At 42.2% G+C, this 23,228-nt stretch carries 23 protein-coding genes; 22 read left to right on the forward strand and 1 reads right to left on the reverse strand.

The features are described from left to right. Nucleotides 1–157 precede the first annotated feature (157 nt). The 22 genes from ACHOLT_RS12575 (at nucleotide 158) to ACHOLT_RS12680 (ending at nucleotide 21,760) form a co-directional block, all read left to right on the forward strand. Entirely contained in the window at nucleotides 158–1,783 is a 1,626-nt protein-coding gene (locus ACHOLT_RS12575) for a sensor domain-containing diguanylate cyclase (RefSeq protein WP_425801139.1), read from the forward strand. Between the two features lie 73 nt (nucleotides 1,784–1,856). Continuing rightward, nucleotides 1,857–2,609, forward strand: a complete 753-nt coding sequence (locus ACHOLT_RS12580) for an ABC transporter ATP-binding protein (protein ID WP_425801141.1) — start codon at nucleotides 1,857–1,859, stop codon at nucleotides 2,607–2,609. Continuing rightward, on the forward strand, nucleotides 2,590–3,510 hold the full coding sequence (locus ACHOLT_RS12585) for a SufB/SufD family protein (RefSeq protein ID WP_425808041.1): 921 nt from the start codon (nucleotides 2,590–2,592) through the stop codon (nucleotides 3,508–3,510). Before ACHOLT_RS12580 ends, ACHOLT_RS12585 begins: the two co-directional genes overlap by 20 nt. Nucleotides 3,511–3,685: 175 nt before the next feature. Then, the gene (locus ACHOLT_RS12590; RefSeq protein WP_425801143.1) at nucleotides 3,686–4,951 is read left to right on the forward strand and encodes an O-acetylhomoserine aminocarboxypropyltransferase/cysteine synthase family protein; all 1,266 of its coding nucleotides are present in this window, start codon (nucleotides 3,686–3,688) and stop codon (nucleotides 4,949–4,951) included. Nucleotides 4,952–5,186: 235 nt separating this feature from the next. Next, nucleotides 5,187–6,731: a hypothetical protein gene (locus tag ACHOLT_RS12595; protein ID WP_425801145.1), complete on the forward strand. Its 1,545-nt coding sequence runs from the start codon at nucleotides 5,187–5,189 to the stop codon at nucleotides 6,729–6,731. Between the two features lie 201 nt (nucleotides 6,732–6,932). Beyond that, the gene (locus ACHOLT_RS12600) at nucleotides 6,933–7,790 is read left to right on the forward strand and encodes a site-2 protease family protein (RefSeq protein WP_425801147.1); all 858 of its coding nucleotides are present in this window, start codon (nucleotides 6,933–6,935) and stop codon (nucleotides 7,788–7,790) included. 135 nt (nucleotides 7,791–7,925) lie between these two features. After that, nucleotides 7,926–8,147 (forward strand): helix-turn-helix domain-containing protein, encoded by a 222-nt coding sequence (locus tag ACHOLT_RS12605; protein WP_425801149.1) that lies wholly within the window; start codon nucleotides 7,926–7,928, stop codon nucleotides 8,145–8,147. A gap of 105 nt (nucleotides 8,148–8,252) precedes the next feature. Beyond that, on the forward strand, nucleotides 8,253–10,319 hold the full coding sequence (locus ACHOLT_RS12610) for a sigma 54-interacting transcriptional regulator (protein ID WP_425801151.1): 2,067 nt from the start codon (nucleotides 8,253–8,255) through the stop codon (nucleotides 10,317–10,319). A 364-nt stretch (nucleotides 10,320–10,683) separates the two neighbouring features. Beyond that, nucleotides 10,684–10,998 (forward strand): hypothetical protein, encoded by a 315-nt coding sequence (locus tag ACHOLT_RS12615; protein ID WP_425801153.1) that lies wholly within the window; start codon nucleotides 10,684–10,686, stop codon nucleotides 10,996–10,998. Between the two features lie 26 nt (nucleotides 10,999–11,024). Further along, a complete protein-coding gene (locus ACHOLT_RS12620) occupies nucleotides 11,025–12,095 on the forward strand; it encodes a hypothetical protein (RefSeq protein ID WP_425801155.1) in 1,071 nt (356 codons plus the stop codon). A gap of 118 nt (nucleotides 12,096–12,213) precedes the next feature. Further along, nucleotides 12,214–13,662, forward strand: a complete 1,449-nt coding sequence (locus ACHOLT_RS12625; protein ID WP_425801157.1) for a 4-hydroxyphenylacetate 3-hydroxylase family protein — start codon at nucleotides 12,214–12,216, stop codon at nucleotides 13,660–13,662. Nucleotides 13,663–13,694: 32 nt separating this feature from the next. Then, nucleotides 13,695–13,979: a NifU family protein gene (locus ACHOLT_RS12630; protein ID WP_425801159.1), complete on the forward strand. Its 285-nt coding sequence runs from the start codon at nucleotides 13,695–13,697 to the stop codon at nucleotides 13,977–13,979. After that, the gene (locus tag ACHOLT_RS12635; protein WP_425801161.1) at nucleotides 13,973–14,269 is read left to right on the forward strand and encodes a hypothetical protein; all 297 of its coding nucleotides are present in this window, start codon (nucleotides 13,973–13,975) and stop codon (nucleotides 14,267–14,269) included. The genes ACHOLT_RS12630 and ACHOLT_RS12635 overlap by 7 nt, the downstream gene beginning before the upstream one ends. Continuing rightward, nucleotides 14,266–15,561 (forward strand): acetyl-CoA hydrolase/transferase family protein, encoded by a 1,296-nt coding sequence (locus tag ACHOLT_RS12640; protein ID WP_425801163.1) that lies wholly within the window; start codon nucleotides 14,266–14,268, stop codon nucleotides 15,559–15,561. Before ACHOLT_RS12635 ends, ACHOLT_RS12640 begins: the two co-directional genes overlap by 4 nt. 157 nt (nucleotides 15,562–15,718) lie before the next feature. Continuing rightward, nucleotides 15,719–16,219, forward strand: coding sequence for a hypothetical protein (locus ACHOLT_RS12645; protein WP_425801165.1), 501 nt, complete (start codon nucleotides 15,719–15,721; stop codon nucleotides 16,217–16,219). A 47-nt stretch (nucleotides 16,220–16,266) separates the two neighbouring features. Continuing rightward, entirely contained in the window at nucleotides 16,267–16,602 is a 336-nt protein-coding gene (locus ACHOLT_RS12650) for a CC/Se motif family (seleno)protein (RefSeq protein WP_425801167.1), read from the forward strand. 148 nt (nucleotides 16,603–16,750) lie between these two features. After that, nucleotides 16,751–19,336, forward strand: coding sequence for a bifunctional acetaldehyde-CoA/alcohol dehydrogenase (adhE, locus tag ACHOLT_RS12655; RefSeq protein ID WP_425801169.1), 2,586 nt, complete (start codon nucleotides 16,751–16,753; stop codon nucleotides 19,334–19,336). Between the two features lies 1 nt (nucleotide 19,337). Next, a complete protein-coding gene (locus ACHOLT_RS12660; RefSeq protein ID WP_425801171.1) occupies nucleotides 19,338–20,153 on the forward strand; it encodes an MBL fold metallo-hydrolase in 816 nt (271 codons plus the stop codon). 230 nt (nucleotides 20,154–20,383) lie between these two features. Then, entirely contained in the window at nucleotides 20,384–20,602 is a 219-nt protein-coding gene (locus tag ACHOLT_RS12665) for a DUF1659 domain-containing protein (RefSeq protein WP_425801173.1), read from the forward strand. Nucleotides 20,603–20,690: 88 nt separating this feature from the next. Beyond that, complete coding sequence (locus ACHOLT_RS12670) at nucleotides 20,691–20,930, forward strand: DUF2922 domain-containing protein (RefSeq protein WP_425801175.1); 240 nt, start codon at nucleotides 20,691–20,693, stop codon at nucleotides 20,928–20,930. Between the two features lie 143 nt (nucleotides 20,931–21,073). Continuing rightward, complete coding sequence (locus ACHOLT_RS12675) at nucleotides 21,074–21,295, forward strand: YvrJ family protein (RefSeq protein WP_425801177.1); 222 nt, start codon at nucleotides 21,074–21,076, stop codon at nucleotides 21,293–21,295. Then, entirely contained in the window at nucleotides 21,296–21,760 is a 465-nt protein-coding gene (locus ACHOLT_RS12680; protein WP_425801179.1) for a peptidoglycan recognition protein family protein, read from the forward strand. A gap of 63 nt (nucleotides 21,761–21,823) precedes the next feature. Here the strand turns inward: ACHOLT_RS12680 and ACHOLT_RS12685 are convergent, their stop codons facing one another. Beyond that, nucleotides 21,824–23,119, reverse strand: a complete 1,296-nt coding sequence (locus ACHOLT_RS12685; protein WP_425801181.1) for an SEC-C metal-binding domain-containing protein — start codon at nucleotides 23,117–23,119, stop codon at nucleotides 21,824–21,826. Between the last annotated feature and the right edge of the window lie 109 nt (nucleotides 23,120–23,228).

The following is a 23,228-nucleotide window of genomic DNA, read 5'->3' on the forward strand; positions in this document are numbered from 1 at the left end:
CCTTCGATTTTATTTAAAAGATATGATCGAATTTAGAGGAAAATTGATGAAGTTTGGAGAAATATAGCGGTTGGATTATAAAACATATAGAGCTTTAGTTATCAAATGGTCTTTGGAGCAGAAAAGGCTAAACTAACTTTTTGAGGATGCATTAATAATGAGAAGTGTTAATTCGCTATTGATTAAAAAAACGATAATGTACGTTTTGATCATAACAGTTTTAATTATTTCCTATAATGGTAAATATGCGTCCTTAATTCATCAGTTTGAAGGCACAGCTGCGTCAAAAGAAGCTTTAATCAATCAGTACATTGAACTGAGTGACAATTTTATCAACTTTATGACCATGTATGGAAACACTTATTTTCAACAAGGCGAAAAAGAGGATTCCGAGCTTTTTAAGTATTTGCAGTCAAACCCGAGTACGAACACCTATAATTTAGATGCCGCAGGACGAACAAAATATCAAGAGACTGTAGGTAATTTATCTGGAGCAGGCAGTATTCCTGAAAGCGGAATAAACAGGGAGGAAATGAATCTCGCCTTTCAGTACAACCAATTTTTCTATGACTTTTATAAAAGGCTTCCGGATCTGGCATGGGTATCTTATGTCAGCAAGAATAATTTTGTAAATATATATCCATGGGTTCCCTCAAACGAATTCGCATTTTCGGAGGATCTAAAAAACTTAGGGTTCTATAAAAATGTAATGCCTCTAAATAATCCGCTTCGTATACCGTCATGGTCACCAGTATATAAGGATTCGATTGGAAAGGGGCTTGCTGTAACTTTATCCAGTCCGGTTTATGATAAGGATACGTTTAAGGGGGTAGTCTCTCTCAATTTCTCTAATGTGCGTTTGAGTGAGTTGATTGACTCTGAGTATGAAAGCTACTTAGTAGACAATATTGACACTGTAATCGCTACGAGTCACATAAAAAAAGTTGGACCACAAGTCACTCCGTTAAAGGTACTGCTAAGCTTCTCACAGCTTGATGTCGATCAGATGAAAAGGCTGAGCAAGGGAAAGGCTCAAAGGATGGGTTTATATTACGTCTACTCTGTCGACTTTGACAGAGCACCTTGGAGAATGTTTTTTATAGTACCTGTCACATCAATTGTATTAAAATCCGTCTTTTTTACCTTGCCGATACTCTTTATCTGCATTTTGTTTTACTCAACTTTCCTTCAGGTTGAAAAGCGAAAACGGACTGAAGGGCTCCTTAGGAATTCTCTTATGGAAATTAAATCTTATCAGAATCTGCTGGAAAACGCAGCGCGCTATGATTATTTGACAAATACGTACAATCGTAGAGGATTAAATGAAAGCTTTCTAAATATAATTGCGATAAATGAGTCAACGAGAACACCCATTTCTTTTTTACTCGGAGATATTGATCATTTTAAGCAGTTTAATGATTCGTTAGGGCATGCTGCAGGGGATAAAGTATTGATTGAGGTTTCGAGAATCATTAAGAAAAACATAAAAGAGAATGACGTGGTCTGCCGTTGGGGCGGTGAGGAATTTTTGATTATGCTTGTGGGCAGAAACTATGAGGAAGCTCTGAACATTGCTGAGGATATTCGAAAGAAAATTGAAGCCGTTGTTATTCCATGGGACAATGGACAAGAGCTTAAGGTTCGAATGACCTTTGGCGTAGCTGAACATGACCATGAGGATGATATTAAGATAAGCGTTAATAAAGCCGACAGAGCCCTATATATAGGCAAAGAAAAAGGAAGAAATCAGGTCGTGGGCTATCGAGAAATAGAAGTAGGTTGACACAAAGCGCCTGATGATTGATACTAAATAATACGAGGACAGGGTATAGGTCAAAAATCAAGGGGGAAAGACGATGCTTGAAATACAAGATATTACATTTGAGATTGAAGGCGAGACAAATACTGAGATACTGAAAGGAATCAATCTCAAACTTGAACCCAAAAAGATATATGTAATTACCGGCCCTAATGGCGGGGGAAAATCATCGTTAGCCAAAATTCTTATGGGCATTTATTCACCAACTTCAGGAAAGATTCTGCTTAATGGGGAAGATATAACGTTTAAAGGAATTTCCGAAAGAGCCCGGCTGGGAATAGGCTATGCTTTTCAAAATCCGCCCCGTTTTAAAGGATTAACCGTTAAGGAACTGCTTGAGATGTCCGCCGCCTCTAATCCGGAAAAAGTAAATATCAGTGATCTTTTATTTAATGTTGGCCTCTGTGCTCAGGATTATCTTGAACGCGAAGCAGATGCCAGTCTTTCCGGCGGAGAAATGAAACGGATTGAAATCGCTTCCGTTCTGGCGCGAAATCTCAAAGTTGCAGTATTTGACGAGCCTGAAGCGGGTATTGATCTTTGGAGCTTCCAAAAGCTGGCCGAAACATTTAAACATATTCACGCCAAATACGATACTGCCATCGTTATTATTTCTCACCAAGAACGTATTTTGGAGCTTGCCGATGAGATTATTCTCCTGAAGGACGGAACAATCAGTCAACAGGCGGAAAAAGAGAAATTGCTTTCCGTGATTTTCAATAATGAAGATTGCCTCTGCAGCAATCCTTGTGAGAAAGGAATGGCCAACGATGCTCAATTTGCTCGATAAAACGATGCTCGCAAAAGTAGCCGACATGCATGAAATTCCTCAGGGTGCTTTTAATATTCGTAAAAATGGACAAGGCGTTGAGCGTCGTACAACGGATAATATTAATATCCTGACGAAAACTGATAAACCGGGCATTGACATTATTGTTAAACCCTATACCAAAGGGGAAAGTGTTCATATCCCTGTCATTTTGACTGAAGAAAGTTTAAATGACCTTGTTTACAATTCCTTTGAAATCGGAGCATATTCAGATGTCGTAGTTGTTGCTGGATGCGGCATTCATAATGACGGCTGCTCTAAATCACAGCATGATGGAATCCACACGTTTAATGTCCGTAAGGGTGCTAAGATGCGTTATGTTGAAAAACACTACGGCGAAGGGGCAGGCACAGGCGGTCGTGTCTTAAATCCTAAAACCATTTTAGACGTTGAAGAAGGAGCAACCGTAGAGTTGGAACTCGTGCAAATTAAAGGTGTTGACAGTACGAAAAGGGATACCGAGGTTCGTCTGGCTCAAAATGCAAAAGTCATTATTACCGAGCGGCTTTTGACAGATAAGGAACAATCAGCCGAGTCCAAGATTATTGTTGAATTGAATGGAGAAGGATCTTCAGCTCAAATTATTTCACGCTCTGTTGCTCAGGATCACTCAAAGCAGGATTTTTATTTTGATTTAATTGGACGCAGCGCCAGCCGCGGACATGTTCAATGTGATGCGATTATTATGCATGATGCCAAAGTTTATTCAACTCCGCGTATCGCGGCTGAACACAGTGAGGCTCAGTTAGTTCATGAAGCTGCCATTGGCCGGATTGAATCTGAGCAGCTTATAAAACTTATGTCCCTGGGATTATCTGAAAAGGAAGCTGAGGACACGATCCTAAAGGGATTTTTAAAGTAATCTTGAAGTAAATTCTATTGAATAAAATAACTTATTAACCTCCCAGACGGGAGGTTTTTCTTTTTGTTTTTACTTATTAGTCCATTTCTTTATTTTAATTTCTTTATTTTAAATGGTTGAAACAATTATCAATTTACGTTATTGTTATATAAAAGTTACCTGGAGGAGAGTAGTCATGAAAATTGAAACCCAATGTTTGCATGAAGGATACCATCCTAAAAATGGTGAACCGCTGGCTTTGCCGATATACCAAAGCACAACCTATAAGTATGACTCAACAGAGCATGTTGGGGCCCTTTTTGATCTGACAGCAGAAGGTCATATGTACTCCCGTATTTCTAACCCAACCGTTGGTGCTGTGGAAGAAAAAATTGCAGCCTTGGAGGGCGGCATCGGAGCGCTGTGTACGACCTCCGGCCAAGCCGCTTCTCTGATCAGCATACTTAATATTATGAAAGCCGGAGATCACTTTATCAGTGCCTCCAAAATTTACGGCGGAACCTTTAATCTTTTTGCAGTGACTCTTAAACGCTTCGGCATTGAGTGTACTTTCGTTGATCAGGATGCTCCGGAAGAAGAAATTCAAAAGGAATTTAGACCCAATACGAAAGCCGTTTTTGGGGAGACTCTGGCTAATCCGGCATTATCCATTTTCGATATTGAGAAATTTGCAAAGCTTGCTCATAAAAATCAGGTGCCGCTGATTGTAGATAACACGTTTGCGACTCCGATTCTTTGCCGGCCGATAGATTTTGGGGCAGATATTGTCATCCATTCAACAACCAAATATATGGATGGAAATGCCGTTCAAGTCGGCGGAGTCATCGTCGACAGCGGTAATTTTGACTGGACAAACGGCAAATTTCCCGAGTTTACGGAACCTGATGAATCTTATCACGGCGTAGTTTATACGAAGAACTTTGGTAAAGCAGCCTATATCACGAAAGCCAGAGTACAGTTGATGAGAGATTTTGGCGTATATCCTTCAGCCAATGCCGCCTTTCTCTTGAATCTTGGGCTTCAATCCCTGCCGGTACGGATGGAAAGACACTGCCAAAATGCGAAAAAAGTCGCCGAATTCCTCAGCCGGTCCGGTAAGATTGAAACCGTGAATTATCCTGCTTTGGAAGGGGATAAATACTTTGAATTGAGTAAAAAGTATCTTCCCAAAGGGACAAGCGGTGTTATCTCTTTTATCATTAAAGGTTCACGCGAAACCGCGATTAAATTCATGGACAGTTTAAAATTAGCTTCCAATGTAGTTCACGTTGCTGATGTTCATACGCTCGTATTGCACCCCGCCAGTTCAACTCATCGGCAAATGACAGACAGTCAGTTAGTGGCTGCGGGAATTAGTCCGGGATTGATCCGCTTCTCTGTTGGCCTGGAAAATATTGAGGATATTCTGGAGGATCTTCAGCAGGCGCTCGACAATATTTAATTAAAATTTAAATGAGTAATTCTCTAACAAAACTATTAAGCAATAAAACCATTAAAGCCATCAGACCTTATTAAATTCATTGATAACGGATTAAAATGATAGAAGCTCAAAAGCTCGATTGTTAGACTTGATAACAATTGAGCTTTTTTGATTGGGTCTATTGCAGGAAAATGTAGAATATAGGAGAATAAAGAACGGACGAGCTGAATACCCAATGAGGAGGATAAACGGACAGATGTCTGAACGCTCAGAGCTTGAGATAAATACTCAAAAAATTATCGATAAATACAGACCCAAAATAGAGTCGGGGTTACAGGAATTTCATAACTTACCGAAGCAAAAACTTCAGCGTTATATCCGTATGACCAAATTGCTGACAAGTTTTGAAAAGGGGCATATCCTGCAGAAATTTATGCTGATCTGGATTGCAGGAATGTTTAATTTTGCTCTCAAATTATTTAAGCATGATATAGCTTTTAATTACACGTTAGATGATGATTCAATCAAACAAGTCTATTATGATGCATGCGCATGTTACCTAAAGCCAATGCTTCAATCACTGAATCGGGAATTGCATCAAGAGTTCAAGCAAAATAATCTTCCTTTTAAATCAGTCAAGCTTGAAGATCTTTATAATTCCAAGGTGCTTGTTCATATCGGTGAAGATAATTGGAAAAGTACAAAAACCAAGCTTTCGGATATTCTTGGGAAAATATTGAACTTAGGAAAGCTCCCTACTTTGCTGGGACTTTTAACAACCGTGATTTCAACACTCTTGGTTGTACTTACGAATTTCATCAATCATCTCGTCGCAAAACTAGCGACACTCTATATCGTTCTTCATTTGCTCACAGGCATTAATAAAGCGTTTAATATATTTACCCATTGGATGGATACGATTACGATTGCTGTTTATACGCTCGCTCGTAAAGAAGCAGGGGATATTAGGCCTTTAGAAGATTTGTGCAGTACCTATATTGAAGAACAGGTGAAAGTGCAGATTTACGAACCGAAAGAGCAAAGCCTTCTTTATCGATGGCAATCGTTTATGAGCTTAATGGCCGATCAAATTCATCGGGTTAATCTGGCTCGTTTAGAAGTCGCGGCAGCAAAAGCCTGGAGGAGGAAATGGCCTCTTCTTATGGCTTTCGTGCTTCTGCTTGGGGGTATTTCTTTTGGAGTATGGCAATTGGCTAAACCAAATTTAAATCCCGTTCAAAAACAGCAAGCAAACCAGATAAATAAAGCAAACATTTCTGCTCATCAAATTACGCAGGCGCTTAGTAATATGGGCAATATTATCATTTCTGAAGAACAGGGACATGAAAGCTACTCCGTTCAGACACAAGCCACAATTCCAGGCACTGACCTAAAAATACCGAAAACTGAGGGAACAATCGTTGTGAACTATGATTATAAAGTTACTTCACAGCTTCACTTAGAGAAACTAACAGAAGATGATGTACAAGTTGAGCAAAATCGAATTATAATCAGCCTTCCTAAACTGACGGATGATATTCAAGTATCGAATGATCAACCTGAGGCAACAGGTTGGTTAAGCATTAAATCCAACCTTAGAGAAGAAGTTGTTAAGCTCACAGGCAGTAATACGTCTTATATTGACATTTTGACCCAGGATGCTAAGAAAAAGCTTGAAGATAAGGGACAGCTAGAGACATTAAATAAAAAGTCCGAACTTCAAGCGATAGATCAGATTCAAAAGATTGTTCAACAGCTTGAACAGGATAACGATCTCCAAGTGACAGTTTTATTTTACTAATCTATCTTATAAAAAAATTACGAAGATAAATCTAAGAATAAACTGCCTTTGGCAGTTTGTTTTTGTTATTCCTAGATTCTCGATAAAGGTAAAATCTTACTTGAAATAGAATTATTAACAAGGGATATATTTTACGTATTTTCCCGTATTTATTCAAATATGAATGTTATCAATTGATCTGAGGAGGTTTAAATAAATCTAATGGATAATAACAGATCAGAATATAGCGATGAGCTGACAACTCAGCCGCAAACGAATTTGAGCACATCCGTTAAAAATGAAGGGAAGAAGAAGGGATTGTGGGCTGGATTAGCATTTATACTGGCTATTCTTGCGAAAGGCAAGTTTTTCTTCGTTTTCCTTATCACGAAGTTTAAATTTCTTTTTATATTTCTGAAGCTGGGCAAATTCTTATCGACTGGAATCTCGATGTTTATTACGATCGGAATTTATGCATTGATATACGGTGTAAAATATGCAATCGGAATTGTTGCTCTGCTTTTTCTTCATGAGATAGGGCATTATATCATTGCCAAACGAGTGGGACTTGCTGTATCGGGTCCTGTTTTTATTCCTTTTGTCGGTGCCTTTATTGGTATGAAGGAAATGCCCAAGGATGCTGTTACAGAAGCAAAGGTCGGGTATGGAGGGCCTCTTTTTGGAAGCTTAGGTGCTGTTGTCTGCCTTGGTGCCTATTGGGCAACCGGGAGCAAATTAGCTCTCGCTCTTGCTTATACAGGTTTTCTTCTGAATTTGTTTAACTTGCTTCCCGTTCATCCCCTTGACGGAGGCCGCATTGTTTCAGCGGTTTCTCCTTATCTTTGGCTTATTGGCATACCTGTCTTGGTTTTCCTGATGTTCTGGTTATTCAATCCGATTATGGTGCTGATTGTTGTGCTAGGGCTGACCCAGGTGTATAAGCTATGGAAAAATCGAGATCAGCTGAGTGTTTATTATGAGGTTCCGATGAAGGAACGCGTTCAGTTTGCCATTCTTTATTTTGGGCTTGTTGGAATATTGGGATTGGGTTTATCCTACGCTTTGGAATTATTGCGTTAGTGCATTTTCATAACCAACATTTTGTCGAAACAATAGAGAACACTTGTTCTGACACAAAGAACAATATATAATGCTTTTTAGATATAAGCAGCATAGGCAACATCATATTTAAAAAATTGTTAGGAGAGTGCTGAAATGATGGAAAGTGGAGTTTTCTACGGTGGAAATAAAGTCAGAATGCTTCGTTTGCATGCCGGAATTGCAACCCAAAAGGAGCTTTCGGAACGAACCGGAATTTCCCCGACGATTATCAGTGATTTAGAGCGCGGAAGGCGCGGAATGAACCCCGCTTGGGCGATGCGTATTGCTGAAGCAGTGGGCACTTCATGGAAGACGCTGTTGGAGGAGGAAGGATAGCCATAAATCAGAAAGTTTTTTACAAGTTATATACTGTTTTTGTTAAGACTAAACGTATTCATTAAAGAGATGATAATCATCCCCTAAAAAAGAGAGGCGTAATGGATGAAGGTTATTGATATAATGCAGAAAGTAGCTGTAGTTTCGCTCTCTGACACAATCAAATATGCAATTCATGTTGTCAATAGAGATAAGGACGATATCATTCCAGTCATCAATCAGGAGAAGGTATATATAGGCTGTGTTACTAAGGATAGTTTATTGGAAGCTGTGGCAAGCGGCATTCCCCTCCATGCAACACTAGAGTCATGCCAAATCACTCATCTCCCAAGTTGTTTGCCTGAAGAAGATCCGGCGGCGATTATTGATCGTATTCACGAAACAGTTGTAGTGAACGAACAGAGTCATATTTTAGGCATAGTAAGACCCAGTGCTTTAACTACGGGTTATACCTCAGATCTTCAGGCTTTTGAACGAATCTATGGCATGTTCGATTTTGCATACAATGGAATACTTATTATTGACGAGCATGAAATCATTGTGTTCGCTAATCGTGTGGTTGCCGATATCGTAGGGATGGCTAAGAATGAGCTGATCGGTCGATCAGTGACAGATATTATTCCGAATTCTTTACTGCCTATAGTTTTGAAATCAGGACATGCTCAGTACGGTCAGAAAATTGTCATTAATGATATACCTGTGGTCGCCAATTATTCTCCGTTAATTGAAGGAGGGATTGTTCGTAATGCAATCTCTGTTTTTCAGGAATTAACGAGTATAGAGCATCTTTATAATGAGCTGAATTCGGTCAAACAATTGTTCGCAGAGCTAGAGGCGATTATCAATTCATCTTATGACGGAATCTTTATTACCGATGGGAATGGTGTCGTTCTTCGTCTCAACGATGCTTACGAACGCATAACAGGGATAAAGGCCAAGGACGTAATTGGCAAGTCAATGCGCCAGTTGATTAACGAGGGCGTGTACGACCAGTCAGTAACCCTGCATGTCATGGAGAAAAAGCAGACTATTACGATTCCCCAAACGGTTAAGCATACCCATAAACAGATTCTTGTAACGGGCAACCCGGTATTTGATGAAGAGGGCAACTTGTCTCGAATTTTAACAAATGTCCGTGATATTACAGAACTCAATTGTTTACAAAGTCAACTGCAAAAGACAAAAGAACAAACTCTGAAATATAAAGCCGAATTGAACCATTTGCGCTCTATGCAAATTAAAGATACAGGGATTATCTACGGCAGTGAAATCATGGACAGGGTTATTCAACTCGCCATGAAGGTTGCGCATGTCGATACCACGGTCCTGATTACCGGAGAGTCAGGCACGGGTAAAGAACTTATTGCTAAATTAATTCATGAACAAAGCAAAGGGGTTAATCATTCGTTTATTAAAATTAATTGTGCGGCTATTCCTGAACAACTTCTGGAATCTGAACTGTTCGGATATGAAGGCGGAGCGTTTACGGGTGCTAAAAAAGAAGGAAAGCCCGGACTATTTGAGATGGCTCACAATGGGACACTGTTCCTTGATGAAGTGGGTGAAATGCCTTTATTATTGCAGGCTAAACTTTTACGTGCTATTCAGGAGAAGGAGATTGTGAGGATTGGCAGCACGAAGCCGATTGAAGTGAATGTAAAGATCATTGCGGCCACGCATCGCGATCTTGAAAAAATGGTTAAGGATGGAACTTTTCGAGAAGATCTCTATTATCGCTTGATGGTCGTACCGATTCAAATACCGCCCTTACGGGAGCGTAAAGAAGATATTCCGCTTTTGACCAAGTATTTCGTGGATAAGTTAAACAAGCGTTTTCATTTCCAGTATCGGATTTCTCCGGAATTGGTGGATAAACTGATCGAACATTCTTGGCCGGGAAATGTCCGTGAATTAGAAAATGTTCTGGAACGAATGATGATTACCTCTTCCGAGGATGAACTCACAACGTCCCTGCTGCCGGAAACGATGCGCCGCAAAGTTCCTTGCCCGAAGAGGGGAACAAAATTAAAGGATGCAGTGATTCAAACCGAGACGTATGTCTTGGAAGAAACATTTAAGGAATATCAATCCTGGCCAAAAGTAGCAGAGGTATTAGGAGTCGATCGGACAACCATCTTTCGGAAAGCGGGAAAATATGGCTTGCTGAAATAGCAGTTGCATTTCTGCAACCGTTGCAAATTTGCCCAAAGTCCATTCTGAAAAGGGTTTAAAGGCAAATCAATAAAATGATGTGCATGAATGCACAATCACAAATAGCTGAGGTCTTTATCAAACGATAAAATGACCCTGGCTATTTTTTTGTTTTAGCTTGAAAATACAGTATTTTTTAAATTCCAAATAAAAAGATTTTATAAACATCAAATCTGGCATAAGAGTTGCAATAAATAAGGTCAGTACTGAAATCCCCGGGGAATTTAAAATCTGGATCGAGGAGGTATGGGCGAAGTCAAGATTTCAACCCTTATGGCAAGGAATTATACCAAATCAATGATCTAATTTAGAAGGGAAGTGCTTTATGAGTCTATTTGGTCCAATTCTTAAGAGACAATATGGTCAAGCTCAACCGTATATTCCGTTAGGACCTTTTCAACTGAGGCTGCCGATCCTTCATTATCGCTTTGAAGTACCTGACTATATTCAAGGGCTGCTTATGTGTGCTGTATGTTTAGACGCTATTCCTATGCTTCAGGAATACCTCGGTATGCCCTTTGAAATTGCACTTACCGTTGTTATCTTAAATGGTTTCTTTTATTTATGGCATTCGCATTTGGGAGATCCCGTTATTCCGGGTTGGATTACTCCGGCTATCCCCTTGCTCTTCTTTGGCTGAAAACCTTCCCTGAAGGTGTCCCTAGAATGCATGCTCTAATTGCCTTTGAAATGGAGCTTGGGTTATTCGCGTTTATTCTCGGCGCAAGCGGCTTAGCGAAAAGGTTTGTAAATATTGTGCCTGATGCTCTGAAATCAGGGATATTGTTAGGAGCCGGTGTCGCAGCGGTTAAACTGGTATTTGATCCGGGATTGAAATTTGATACTGCTCCTTACACCATTACCATTGCTATAGGTCTTGCCTTCTACATTTTATTCTCCAATCATTTTAAAGCCCTAAAAGTTAAGCATAAGGTCCTTAAATATATTTCGGACTTAGGCTTAGTTCCTCCGCTTGTACTGGCTATTTTCATTGCGCCGCTTGTTGGCGAATTGCCTTGGCCTAAAATCCAATGGGGAATTACCATCCCGCAATTTTACACCCTGTTTACGCAATGGACTCCTTTTTCCTCAAGGATCGGCTGGCCTGCCTTAAGTGTCTTTCTTGGAGCCCTGCCTTTGGTAGCCGCCGTTTATATCGTTCTGTTCGGCGAATTGATTCAGGCGGATGCCTTGATTGATGAAGCCAGGGAATTTAGAAACGGCGATGAGAACATTCATTTCGATGCGAACCGCAACAATATGATCGTCGGTATTCGTAATATTTCCATGTCTATGATTGGACCGGATATCACAATGTGCGGGCCGTTATGGGCAGCAATGCAGGTAGTAACCTGTGAACGCTATAAGCAAGGTCCTGAAGCTATGGACAGCTTATATGGCGGAGTAGCTTCCTTCCGTATGGGAACATTTACAGGTTATTTCTTGACACCGATTGTCACCCTGGTTAAGCCTATTTTACCGATTGCTTTTTCACTGACGATGCTGGTTCAAGGCTATGTGGCCGTAAGGGTAGGCATACTCAAGGCCCGCACCTTTAACGATTTAGGAATTGCAGGGATTGTCGCCGCTGTATTGATTTCACGCGGTGCAGCGTACGCCTTAGGCGTAGGAGTAGTTCTCTGCCTCCTTATCTTCGGCAAGGAATTCTTCCGCAACTGGTCAAGCTATGATAAACAAAATGACCCGGTATTTAACAGCAAGATTGGTGTAGAATAAGCGGGCTAAAGTAAGTACTTGATAAAACTTGCCGTGAGATAAGTGCTTAAGATCATAAAAAGATTATTGTTGTTCAAATAAAAAATAGAATATGTTACAAAATTAGGGGGAATTTTTGATGAAAACTGCTGCAGAATATGAAGAAAGCCTACGCAAACTGAATTTGAAAGTTTACCTTCAAGGTGAACTGGTGGATAACCCTGTTGATCACCCAATCATTCGTCCGTCCATGAATTCGGTCAAAGCAACCTATGCATTAGCCGAAGATCCGCAATATGAGGAATTAATGACAGCAACCTCTCATTTAACAGGAAAGAAAGTCAATCGTTTCTGCCATCTGCATCAAAGCACAGACGATCTTGTTAAAAAAGTAAAAATGCAGCGTCTCTTAGGGCAAAAGACTGCAGCATGTTTCCAACGCTGTGTCGGTATGGATGCAATCAACGCTGTAGACAGTGCTACTTTTGAAATGGATCAAAAACTAGGTACAACCTACCATGAGAGATTCACCAAGTTCTTGCTCAAAATGCAAGAAGAAGACTGGACCGTTGACGGAGCGATGACCGATCCTAAAGGGGATCGCGGACTAGCTCCCAGCAAACAAGCTGATCCCGATCTTTTTGTCCATGTTGTTGAGAAAAGGGAAGACGGAATTGTCATCAGCGGTGCGAAGGCGCATCAAACCGGGGCGATTAACTCCCACTGGATTCTCGTCATGCCGACAATTGCGATGGGCAAAGACGATGCCGATTATGCCGTATCCTTCTGTGCACCGGCTGATGCTGAAGGAATCTTCTATATCTACGGCCGTCAGTCCTGCGATACTCGTAAATTGGAAGGTGGAACCTTTGATGCCGGAAATACTCAATATGGCGGTCATGAAGCCTTAATGGTTTTTGATAATGTCTTTATCCCCTGGGAAAATGTCTTCATGTGCGGAGAATATGAGTTCAGCGGAACGTTGGTCGAACGCTTTGCGGGATATCATCGTCAAAGCTATGGCGGCTGTAAGGTTGGCGTAGGTGATGTCTTGATCGGAGCAACTGCACTTGCCGCGGATTATAACGGAGCAGCGAAAGCAACGCATATTAAGGACAAGCTGATTGAAATGATTCATTTGAATGAAACCCTGTATGCCTGCGGTATTGCTTGCTCGGCTGAAGGTCATAAAACAGCTTCCGGAACCTATCTTATCAACCTGCTCTTAGCCAATGTCTGCAAACAAAACGTGACCCGTTTCCCCTATGAAATTGCACGCTTAGCTGAAGATATTGCCGGCGGATTAATGGTTACGATGCCTTCGGAAAAAGATTTGCGCCATCCGGAAATCGGCGAGGTTGTCAAAAAATATTTCCGCGGTGTAGCCTCAGTTCCAACAGAAGATCGTATGCGTATCCTGCGGTTAATTGAAAATATTACTTTGGGTACAGCTGCCGTCGGCTACCGGACGGAATCCATGCATGGCGCAGGTTCACCACAGGCTCAGCGTATCATGATCTCACGCCAAGGCAATCTTGAGCAGAAGAAAGAACTGGCAAAAGCGATTGCTCTAATTCCCTCAAAATAAGATAAAATCATTGGATTTTACGGAGGATTAGCATGGAAGTCATTCAAAAAATTATTGAACAAAAAATTCGTCCGGCGCTGAATGCTCACCATGGCGACCTTGAATTAATCCAAGTGACAGAGGACGGCTATTTAAAGGTAAGACTAACCGGGGCATGTTCTTCATGCCCCGGTTCCCAGCAAACTCTGAAGGAGTTTGTTGAAGCCTTAATTATGGCAGAATGTCCGGAAATTAAAGGCGTCATTCCTGAATACGGAGTGAGCGATGAACTCATAGCAGAAGCACTGAAACGTTTACGGCGGCAGAAAATATGCTAGACAAGGTCAGTATAAATTTCTGCGGCGGCTGCAATCCTTGGATCAATCGATCGGAAATTGCAGAAGAGGTTACGAAGATGCTTCATGCAAGAGATATCCAGGTTGTTTTTAATCATTTGGATGCTGATTTGGTGATTTATCTCAGCGGCTGTTCCTCAAATTGCGCCCAAAAGTACAGCAAAGGAAATGTTCCCTGTATCGCTGTAGCCGGTACAGCGGTGGATGCCCTGGCGCTAGATGCAAACCAAATTGTCCTTGAATTAGGAATAAGAGTGAGGAATTATTTATGAACGACTGGAGAACAAAATATCAGGAGAAGATTGTAAGTGCCGAACAAGCCGTCAAAGCTATAAAGTCGGGCGACAGAGTAGTCATCGGGCATGCCTGCGGCGAACCGCCGGCCTTGGTTGAAGCCTTGGTCAACCGTGCACCGGAGCTTAATCATGTTGAAATTGTTCATATGGTCGCGATGGGTCCGGCAAAATATACGCAGCCTGAATTGGAAGAGAGTTTTCGTCATAATGGTCTGTTTATCGGTGCATCGACACGTAAAGCCCTTGAAGCGAAGCGAGCTGATTTTACACCCTGTTATTTCTCAGAAATACCGCGCTTATTTTATGAAAAAATTCTCCCTGTTGATGTTGCTCTGATCCAGGTCACACCGCCGGATGAAGAAGGATATTGCAGCCTTGGAATTTCTGTCGATTATACAAAAGCGGCGGCAGAGTGTGCTCACCTTGTTATCGCGCAGATGAACCGTTTTATGCCAAGAACCGGCGGAGCGAAAATTCATTTGGATGAGCTTAACTTTATTGTTGAAAAAGATGAAGCGTTAATTGAACTTAAACCCCCGGTTATTGGGGAAATTGAAAAGGCGATCGGTGAAAATGTGGCAACATTGGTTCAGGATGGATGTACGCTTCAATTAGGGATCGGAGCTATTCCGGATGCTGTATTGCTCTTCTTAAAGGAAAAAAAAGATCTTGGAATTCACTCGGAGATGTTTTCCGACGGTGTGGTAGCTCTAGCTGAGGCCGGTGTGATTACGAACAAAAATAAGTCGGTTAATCCAGGGAAATTCATTGCGGCCTTCCTGATGGGAACTCGAAAATTATATGATTTCGTGGATAATAATCCTGATGTTGAACTGCATCCGGTGGATTATGTCAATGATCCTTATGTCATCGGACAGCATGAAAAGATGGTTTCGATTAACTCAGCCCTGCAGGTCGATTTAATGGGGCAGGTCAACGCAGAAATGATTGGCTCCAGACAATACAGCGGTGTCGGCGGACAGGTCGATTTTATTCGGGGAGCAAGCCGTTCAAAGCATGGAATTGCAATTATTGCATTGCCGTCAACGGCTTCAGGCGGCAAGGTATCACGGATTGCCTGTGAGCTTGACCGTGGAGCTGCAGTAACAACCTCACGCAATGACGTCCACTATGTTGTTACAGAATATGGGATTGTTAATCTGCGGGGCAAGAGTCTTAGGGAGCGGGCCATTGCACTTATCGGCATTGCACACCCGGATTTTCGTGAAAGTCTAATGAATGATGCGAAAGAAAAAGGGATTCTCTGATTCAAACAGGCAGAAAGAGCACCACAAGTGAACAGCTTTAGTTGGACTGTCCTTGTGGTGATTTAGTGAGAGGAAGGGTTTGCTCAACATGCTTGGTTTAAAGATGAGACCTTATAAACACGCAGTAAAGCATACGCGGAGGTCCTTTCGGCGTGCCTTGAAAAAAGCGGTGAATGACAGCCAAAAGAAGCTCTGGATCATGGCCGGCATTGCAGCTGAAGAATTCGTTTTAACCTTGCTTCAACATTATCCGAAGTTTAATTTGAAGATCTTTCAGGATCGAACTTTAAGCAAGGATGTGGAAGCGAATAAACTTCTTTTGGTTTGGCATGCCTATTTATCTACGCTTGTCGTTTCCGTCAGTATGGATAAGATGACTCTATTGCAAAGCACCGTAATGACAGAACAAAACTTTTTACAAAGCTGGTGCTGGGTATTTGAATATACGCAGGAAGATATGAAACTGTTTGACGAGGCCCTGCTGCCAGCCTTTCGTCACAAGGGGCATGTCGGTCTTGTCCAAAAACTAGGCCAAATGATTGTGGAAAATCTATATCAGGATAAACATGAGCTGACTCAAGAAGAAATGACGATCCTCGAAGAGATTGTTTTAAAGGATGTATCAGGCATAATTCAATACCTTCGGCAAGCCTCTTAATAAGTATGAGTTTAAGGGAATTCAAAATAAATTTCTTGGGAGGCTTTATGTTTATTTTGGATAAGGATGCAGAACAATATATCCAATTAAAATCGGGAGCTGCGGTTATTGAACTGGAGCTTCAGCCCTCTGCAGGGGGATGAGCTTGCTCAGCTGACAGCGTAACAGGTAGTTACGCACCAAGAATCTATTTAGGGGAGCCTCGTGCTGAGGAACGTTTCAAATATAATGTTTTTCAGATTGAAACCATTAAAATTTATTATTCTCCAAGGCTCAGGATTAAGGAAGGCTGTATAGGAATTCGAATAAGCTTGAAAAAAATGCTTTTCGCAAAATGGCTGGAGATCGATGGAGCTATGGGTATTGTTGATAAGGCGAAATAGAATAAATCGAGTAAGTTTAAAGCAGTCGGGAACCGGCTGCTTTTTTAGTACTCTGTACTTTGAAAGAACGCATAAATACCCAAAGTCTAATCCAAAATAGGTTGAAGATGGATTAGTTTATACGTTTGAAATACGAGGGGGAAATCAAATGGCCCATGATTTAGAAATATCGCCTGAACTTAAAAGTACGGTGGACAACCTTATCAAGAATGCTCAAAAGGCTTTAGAACAATACATGGAAATGACTCAGGAACAGATAGATCAAATCGTCAAGAAAATGTCCTTGGCTGGTTTGGAAAATCAACTGTATCTTGCTAAATTAGCAGTTGAGGAAACAAAACGCGGTGTCGTCGAGGATAAAGTCATTAAAAATATTTTTGCTACGGAATACATCTATCACAGCATTAAGTACGAAAAAACAGTAGGGATTGTGGAAGAAAACGATTACGAAGGGTATGCCGAGGTAGCCGAACCGGTCGGGATCATCGCCGGAGTGACACCGATGACAAACCCGACCTCAACAACCTTGTTTAAGGCCATTATTGCAGCCAAAACACGAAATCCGATTATCTTTGCCTTTCATCCTTCCTCACAGAGGTGCAGCGTTGAATCGGCCCGCATCCTGCGGGATGCCGCTATCAGCATGGGAGCTCCGGAGTACTGCATCCAATGGATTCCCGAGCCCTCGCTTGAGGCCACGCGGGAGTTAATGAATCACAAGGGGATTTCACTGATCTTGGCTACGGGCGGCTCAGGTCTTGTCCGCGCCGCCTATTCCGCCGGCAAGCCTGCTTTGGGCGTCGGTCCGGGCAATGTTCCCTGTTATATTGAGAAAAGCGCCAATATTAAGCGGGCGGTTACCGATCTTATCATGTCCAAAACCTTTGACAACGGAATGATCTGTGCTTCCGAGCAGGGCGTGATTATTGATCAAGAGATTGCCGGCGAAGTAATCGGCTATATGAAGGAGCTGAAATGCTATTTTCTGTCCGGTGAAGAGATTGAAAAGCTGGAGAAAGTTGCAGTCAATCCGGAATCGGGCGGGATCAGCCCTGAAGTCGTGGGCAGATCTGCTTATGACATTGCCCTTAAGGCTGACCTTAAGGTTCCTGAGGATACGAAGATACTCGTTGCCGAGCTGGAGGGAGTCGGGGAGCAATATCCGCTTTCCCGTGAAAAACTCAGCCCGATTTTAGCCTTATACCGGGTTAATGATTACAGGGAGGGAATTGCCCGGGCAGATCAGATGGTCCGTTTTGGCGGCCTTGGCCACTCTGCCTGTATTCATTCTGAAAATGAAGAGGTTATTGAGGAATTTGCTAAAATCATTAAGACAGGCCGGCTTATCGTCAATTCGCCCTCGACTCATGGAGCGATCGGCGACCTGTATAACACGAACATTCCTTCACTGACACTGGGCTGCGGCTCCTTTGGACGAAATTCCACCACCTCGAATGTGACCGCGGTGAATCTTCTCAATAAAAAACGGATTGCCAAACGCAAGGAGAACATGCAGTGGTTTAAGGTCCCTGACCGAATTTACTTTGAATACGGCGCCATTCAATATTTAGCCAAAATGCCGAATATAAGCCGTGCCTTCATTGTTACAGACAAAATGATGCTGGAATCCGGTTATGTCGATAGAATTCTTTACTTCCTGCGCAAACGGGAAAAGTACGTTCACAGTGAAATCTTCGCCGAAGTTGAACCTGATCCATCCTTGGATACGGTTACGCGGGGCCTTGCTGCGCTGAAAGCTTTCCAGCCGGATGTGATTATCGCTTTAGGCGGCGGCTCTCCGATTGATGCGGCAAAAGCGATGTGGATGTTTTATGAGTTCCCGGAAATTGACTTCGAAGCGCTGACCTATAAGTTCATGGATATCCGCAAGCGGATCTACAAAATGCCGAAGCTCGGTCAAAAAGCGAAGCTGGTTGCTATCCCGACGACCTCGGGCACAGGTTCGGAAGTAACCTCGTTTACGGTTATCACGGACCGCGAGCGCGGAATTAAGTATCCCATCGCTGATTACGAGCTGACACCGGATGTAGCGATTATTGACCCGGAATTTACGCTGAGCGTGCCTAAATCAGTGACCGCGGATACCGGAATCGATGTTTTAACCCACGCTCTGGAGGCTTATGTATCGATTATGGCCTCGGATTACACGGATGGGCTGGCTTTGAAAGCGATCCAGCTCGTCTTTAGATATCTTCCGCGAGCTTATCATAAGGGTGGGGACAAAGAAGCGCGGGCTAAAATGCACAATGCTTCCTGCATCGCCGGTATGGCCTTTACGAATGCCTTTTTAGGAATCAATCACAGCCTGGCCCATAAGTTAGGCGGTGAGTTTCATATCCCGCATGGTCGGGCGAACGGGATCATGCTGCCGCATATCATTAAGTTTAACAGCGAGGTTCCTCGAAAAATTGCAGCCTTCCCTAATTATGAGCATTTCAAGGCTCATGAGAAATATGCGGATATTGCGCTGGCGCTCGGTTTGACGCATAGGTCGGTTGAGGAAGGTGTCGATAAACTCATTGATGCGATTAAGGGGCTTCTTCATGAGCTGAACCTGCCGCTTTCTTTATCCGCAGCGGGTGTGGACAAGCAAATCTTTGAATCAAAAGTAAAGGATTTAGCGGAAAAGGCCTTCCAGGATCAGACCACAACGGCGAATCCGAGAATGCCGCTGATCTCTGAGCTGGAGGAACTGTGCAGAAGGGCTTATTAAGATGAAAATCACAGTTTTGGGATATTGGGGAGCTTACCCGGGACAAGGGGAGGCTACTGCCGGTTATCTGCTGGAAACAGATAAACATCATATCCTCATTGATTGCGGCAGCGGAGTGTTAGCTCAACTGTTCAAATATATCTCCATTGATGCTCTTGATGCCGTCTTTTTATCTCACTATCATCATGATCATGTTGCTGATTTAGGATGTCTGCAATATGCCGTCATGATCGGGCAACAGCTGGAAAATACTCCAGATGCAAGAAGTTCAGCAGCCAAAAGTTCTGCTGCAAATATCTCGGCATCAAAAAGCTCATCAGCAAAGAGTTCATCAGCAGCTCAAGCACTGCCGATATATGGTCATCAACAGTCTCCGTTTATTCCCAATCTCTCTTTTAAAAACTTGACAGCAGGGCAAGAGATTAAGGCCGGTGTTCCCTTGGATCTAAATGGCTTGAAGGTAGAATTTATGCAGACCGTTCATGAGGAATACAACCTGGCGATGAGGTTTGAATACGGGGGAAAACGGCTGGTGTACACAGGAGATACCGGTTATTCGGAAGATTTGATTTCCTTTATGGCTGGGGCGGATCTCGTAATTGCTGAATCAAGCCTTTATGCCTACCAAAGGAAGCAGGGAAACGGCCATTTAACTTCTGTTGAGGCTGGCGAATTGTCAGCAAAGGCTAATATTCAAGAGCTTGTACTGACCCATTTTCCTCACTATGGAGACCTAACAAGCCTGCAAACTGAAGCACAGCATGTGTTTAAAGGGAAGGTGCAAATGGCGGCAACGGGCAAAACGTTTGAGATCTAGTCTAAGGTGTAATTTCATAACCAACATGAGGCGAGTCTGTTGACACGCAGGATAATCTTGGATAAACTATAAACAGAACAGATGTTCTCGGGCAGGGGAACAGTTCACAAACTCTTCCTGCCCGGAGATGCGTGAACCGAATATCCCTTTTGAAAGCAGTCGGCAGGTCCGGCTGCTTTTCCTATTTGGCGAGACATCTGTTCTAAATCGTAAAAAAGGAGGTGTTCAATATGGCCGTAACTTCTGTTGCTAAAGAATCGGTCCTGGTAGTGACCTACCAAACGGGTGTCAATGCTTCAGGTGCGCCGATCCTGCGTCAGCGGAGCTTCCCCAATATTTTAGCAGCCGCTCCTGATCAAGATGTCTTCGATGTTGCCAACGTACTTTATGCGCTGCAGCAATATCCGCTGACTGCCGTGCGCCGTGACAACCGCTTTGAACTCGCGTAAGCCCCAAGAACTAGAACTTAAGAACTTTTAAATTTTAGAAGTTTGGAAGTTTTAGCAGAAACTGAAATGAAAGGAGGGAATAGAATAAATGGCTGTTACATCAAAGAAAGTATTAAGAATGACGTTTAACAATGCGATGGGTGGGGCTGTCAGCCTCACCTTGCCTGAACCCAAAGCTGGGCTTACTGCAGCTGAGATTGAGGCTGCAATGGATCTTATCATTGCTAAGAACATCTTTTTCGGAACTGGCGGAGCTTTTATCTCAAAAAAAGATGTTAAAATTATCGACACAACTACTGAAGATCTCTATGATGCTCCAGTTGCCTAATTGACGAATCACGACTAGCATGCTTGCTTCCGGAGCGGTTCTGCCAAATCTTCCAGCAGAGATTCAGCAGCATTTAAGCTTCGGAAGCAGCGTATGCTATAGAGCACATCTCTGTAAGCGTTAAATTCAGTGTAAGAAATTTTATGAAAAATAGTGAAGAAAAAGAGAAGAAAAAGAGAGGAAAAAGAGAAGGGAGGTTAGGCGTGGAAGAGATTCTCAAGCTGGTCGGAAATTTCGGCTTTCCCATTGTGGTCAGCGCATATCTGTTAGTCCGCATTGAAGGAAAGCTTAATGAACTTTCGGCCAGCATTACTGAACTGGCCAAAGCCATAGCCGTCCTGGAAGTGAGAGGAGAGGTTAAATAGATGGAATGGCAAAAAATTATTGTTCATCATTCGGCAAGTTCGACGATGGTGCGCCAGGGAGATGAGATGGTCCCAGTAAATGCGGCGATGATTCGAGAATGGCATTTGACGAAGGGGTGGAGCGATATTGGCTACCATTTTGTCATTCTTCCGGATGGAACCTGTGAGGATGGGCGGCCGCTTTACAGGCCTGGAGCTCATTGTGCAGCCGGACACCGCAATTTCATTGCGATTGGGATTTGTTTAGTCGGGAACTTCAGCCAGCTTGAGGAGGTTCCTGAAGCTCAGATGAACGGACTTCTCGATAAGCTCCAAGCCTTAATGGCAGCGTTTCATATCGACTTTGATAATGTGGAGCTGCATCGGGAAGTTCCAGGATCTGCGACGGAATGCCCAGGACGCTATTTTCCAGCCGATATATTCAGGCGGGAACTTCAGGACAGGGTAAGTATAGTAGATAAATAGAGGTGAAAAAAGAGACGGCGGAAAACTAAAATGTTTGTCCGTCGTCTCTTTTTTGTCTGGATGTTACTGATCTTTACCGCAGCAATGCTTAAATTTTTTACCGCTGCCACAAGGACACGGATCATTGCGGCCTACCTTTTTACGAGTTTTCATGTCAATTATATTGCTTTTTGTTTCTGTTTTCGGCATTCCTTTATATCCTTCCAAGGGAAGAGCAAAGGGTGGAGCAAGCGGATTGGGTGCTTGATACGGCGAAGAGGGCAGTGGTTTTAAGAATTCCTTTTCAACGGCAAAGAGTTCATCCGGAGTATGGCCTTTGAGAATCCATTGGCGCGTATTATTCGATAAATCTACAACGTGCTCTGTTAATTCCTGTACGGTTTCAAAGGAGGGAAACTCGAGTTGGGTTTGTAAAAATTCAATAACTCCATGTACTCTGAGATCCAGATTAATAATTCTTTGACATTCTTCGGTAATGTCTTTTGCATCATCTTCAGTCATTTCATAGGCATTTAATAAAAATTCAGTGAAATGCCGAAAGGCAAGATTTTCATCCCGATAATCAAGTTGACCCGCGCTTAAAAGTTTGCTTTTACCGAATTTATAATAATCAACATCGGGACGTGCCTGATGCTCTTGCTTGATTTTATCAATATCCTCAACTTCGCAGTAAGCCCAAGTCCCATATTGATCAATTTGCAATAATTCGTAATAGTCTTTAGCTCTCAGGAGGACTTCATGAAGTTCGAGATAATCCGGTTCTACTCCAGTTAAATTTTCAATTTGGTTAAGAATCTGGTGAAAACTCAAAACTCCGTAATAATAAAGCATTCCTTGAGTCAACGAAATCCATTCGGTGTTTCGCTGAATTATTTCTTGAAACATTTTTTGATCAAGAGCTTTAAAAGCATTAAAAATTTCCGCAGGCATCAATAATATTTTGGTATCTTTCCAAGATCCCGAAAAAATTAGACCTGTTGTTTGCCAGTACTCCACTTCTTCAATTTCAAACTCTTCGGCATTTATAACGGTGGGTTCGTCATTCATAATAAAATTCCGAAGAAAAATATATCTGTTTTCATCCAAAGACATCATTTCATTTTGAACTTTTTGGGGCAGAATCTTGACCAGTTCGGTTATTAAATCTTGCTTCTTCAGAGCGCTGAGATTTTTTAATTCATAATGCCTGCAAATTCGAGTTAACTCGTCTTTGGTCAACCGTTCGAGAATCTCTGAGAAAGCAATTGGAAAGGATATACTCTGCCATAACTTCTTCGCTTTTCGAAGTTGGTAATTGGCTTGGTCTTGTTTAAATCTCTCAAAAACATCATTTAAAAGTTTAAAATCATCCTTATCCATGTTAGGGTCAATCCCCCTTGTCTATTAACTCGTGAATAATTATACCTTTATTGACGTTTGTAATAAACATTTTTGGCAAAGAAAAGAAGAAAAGATCGAAGAGATAAAG

Source organism: Desulfitobacterium nosdiversum (genome assembly GCF_049860565.1).
GTDB classification, from domain to species: domain Bacteria; phylum Bacillota; class Desulfitobacteriia; order Desulfitobacteriales; family Desulfitobacteriaceae; genus Desulfitobacterium_A; species Desulfitobacterium_A nosdiversum.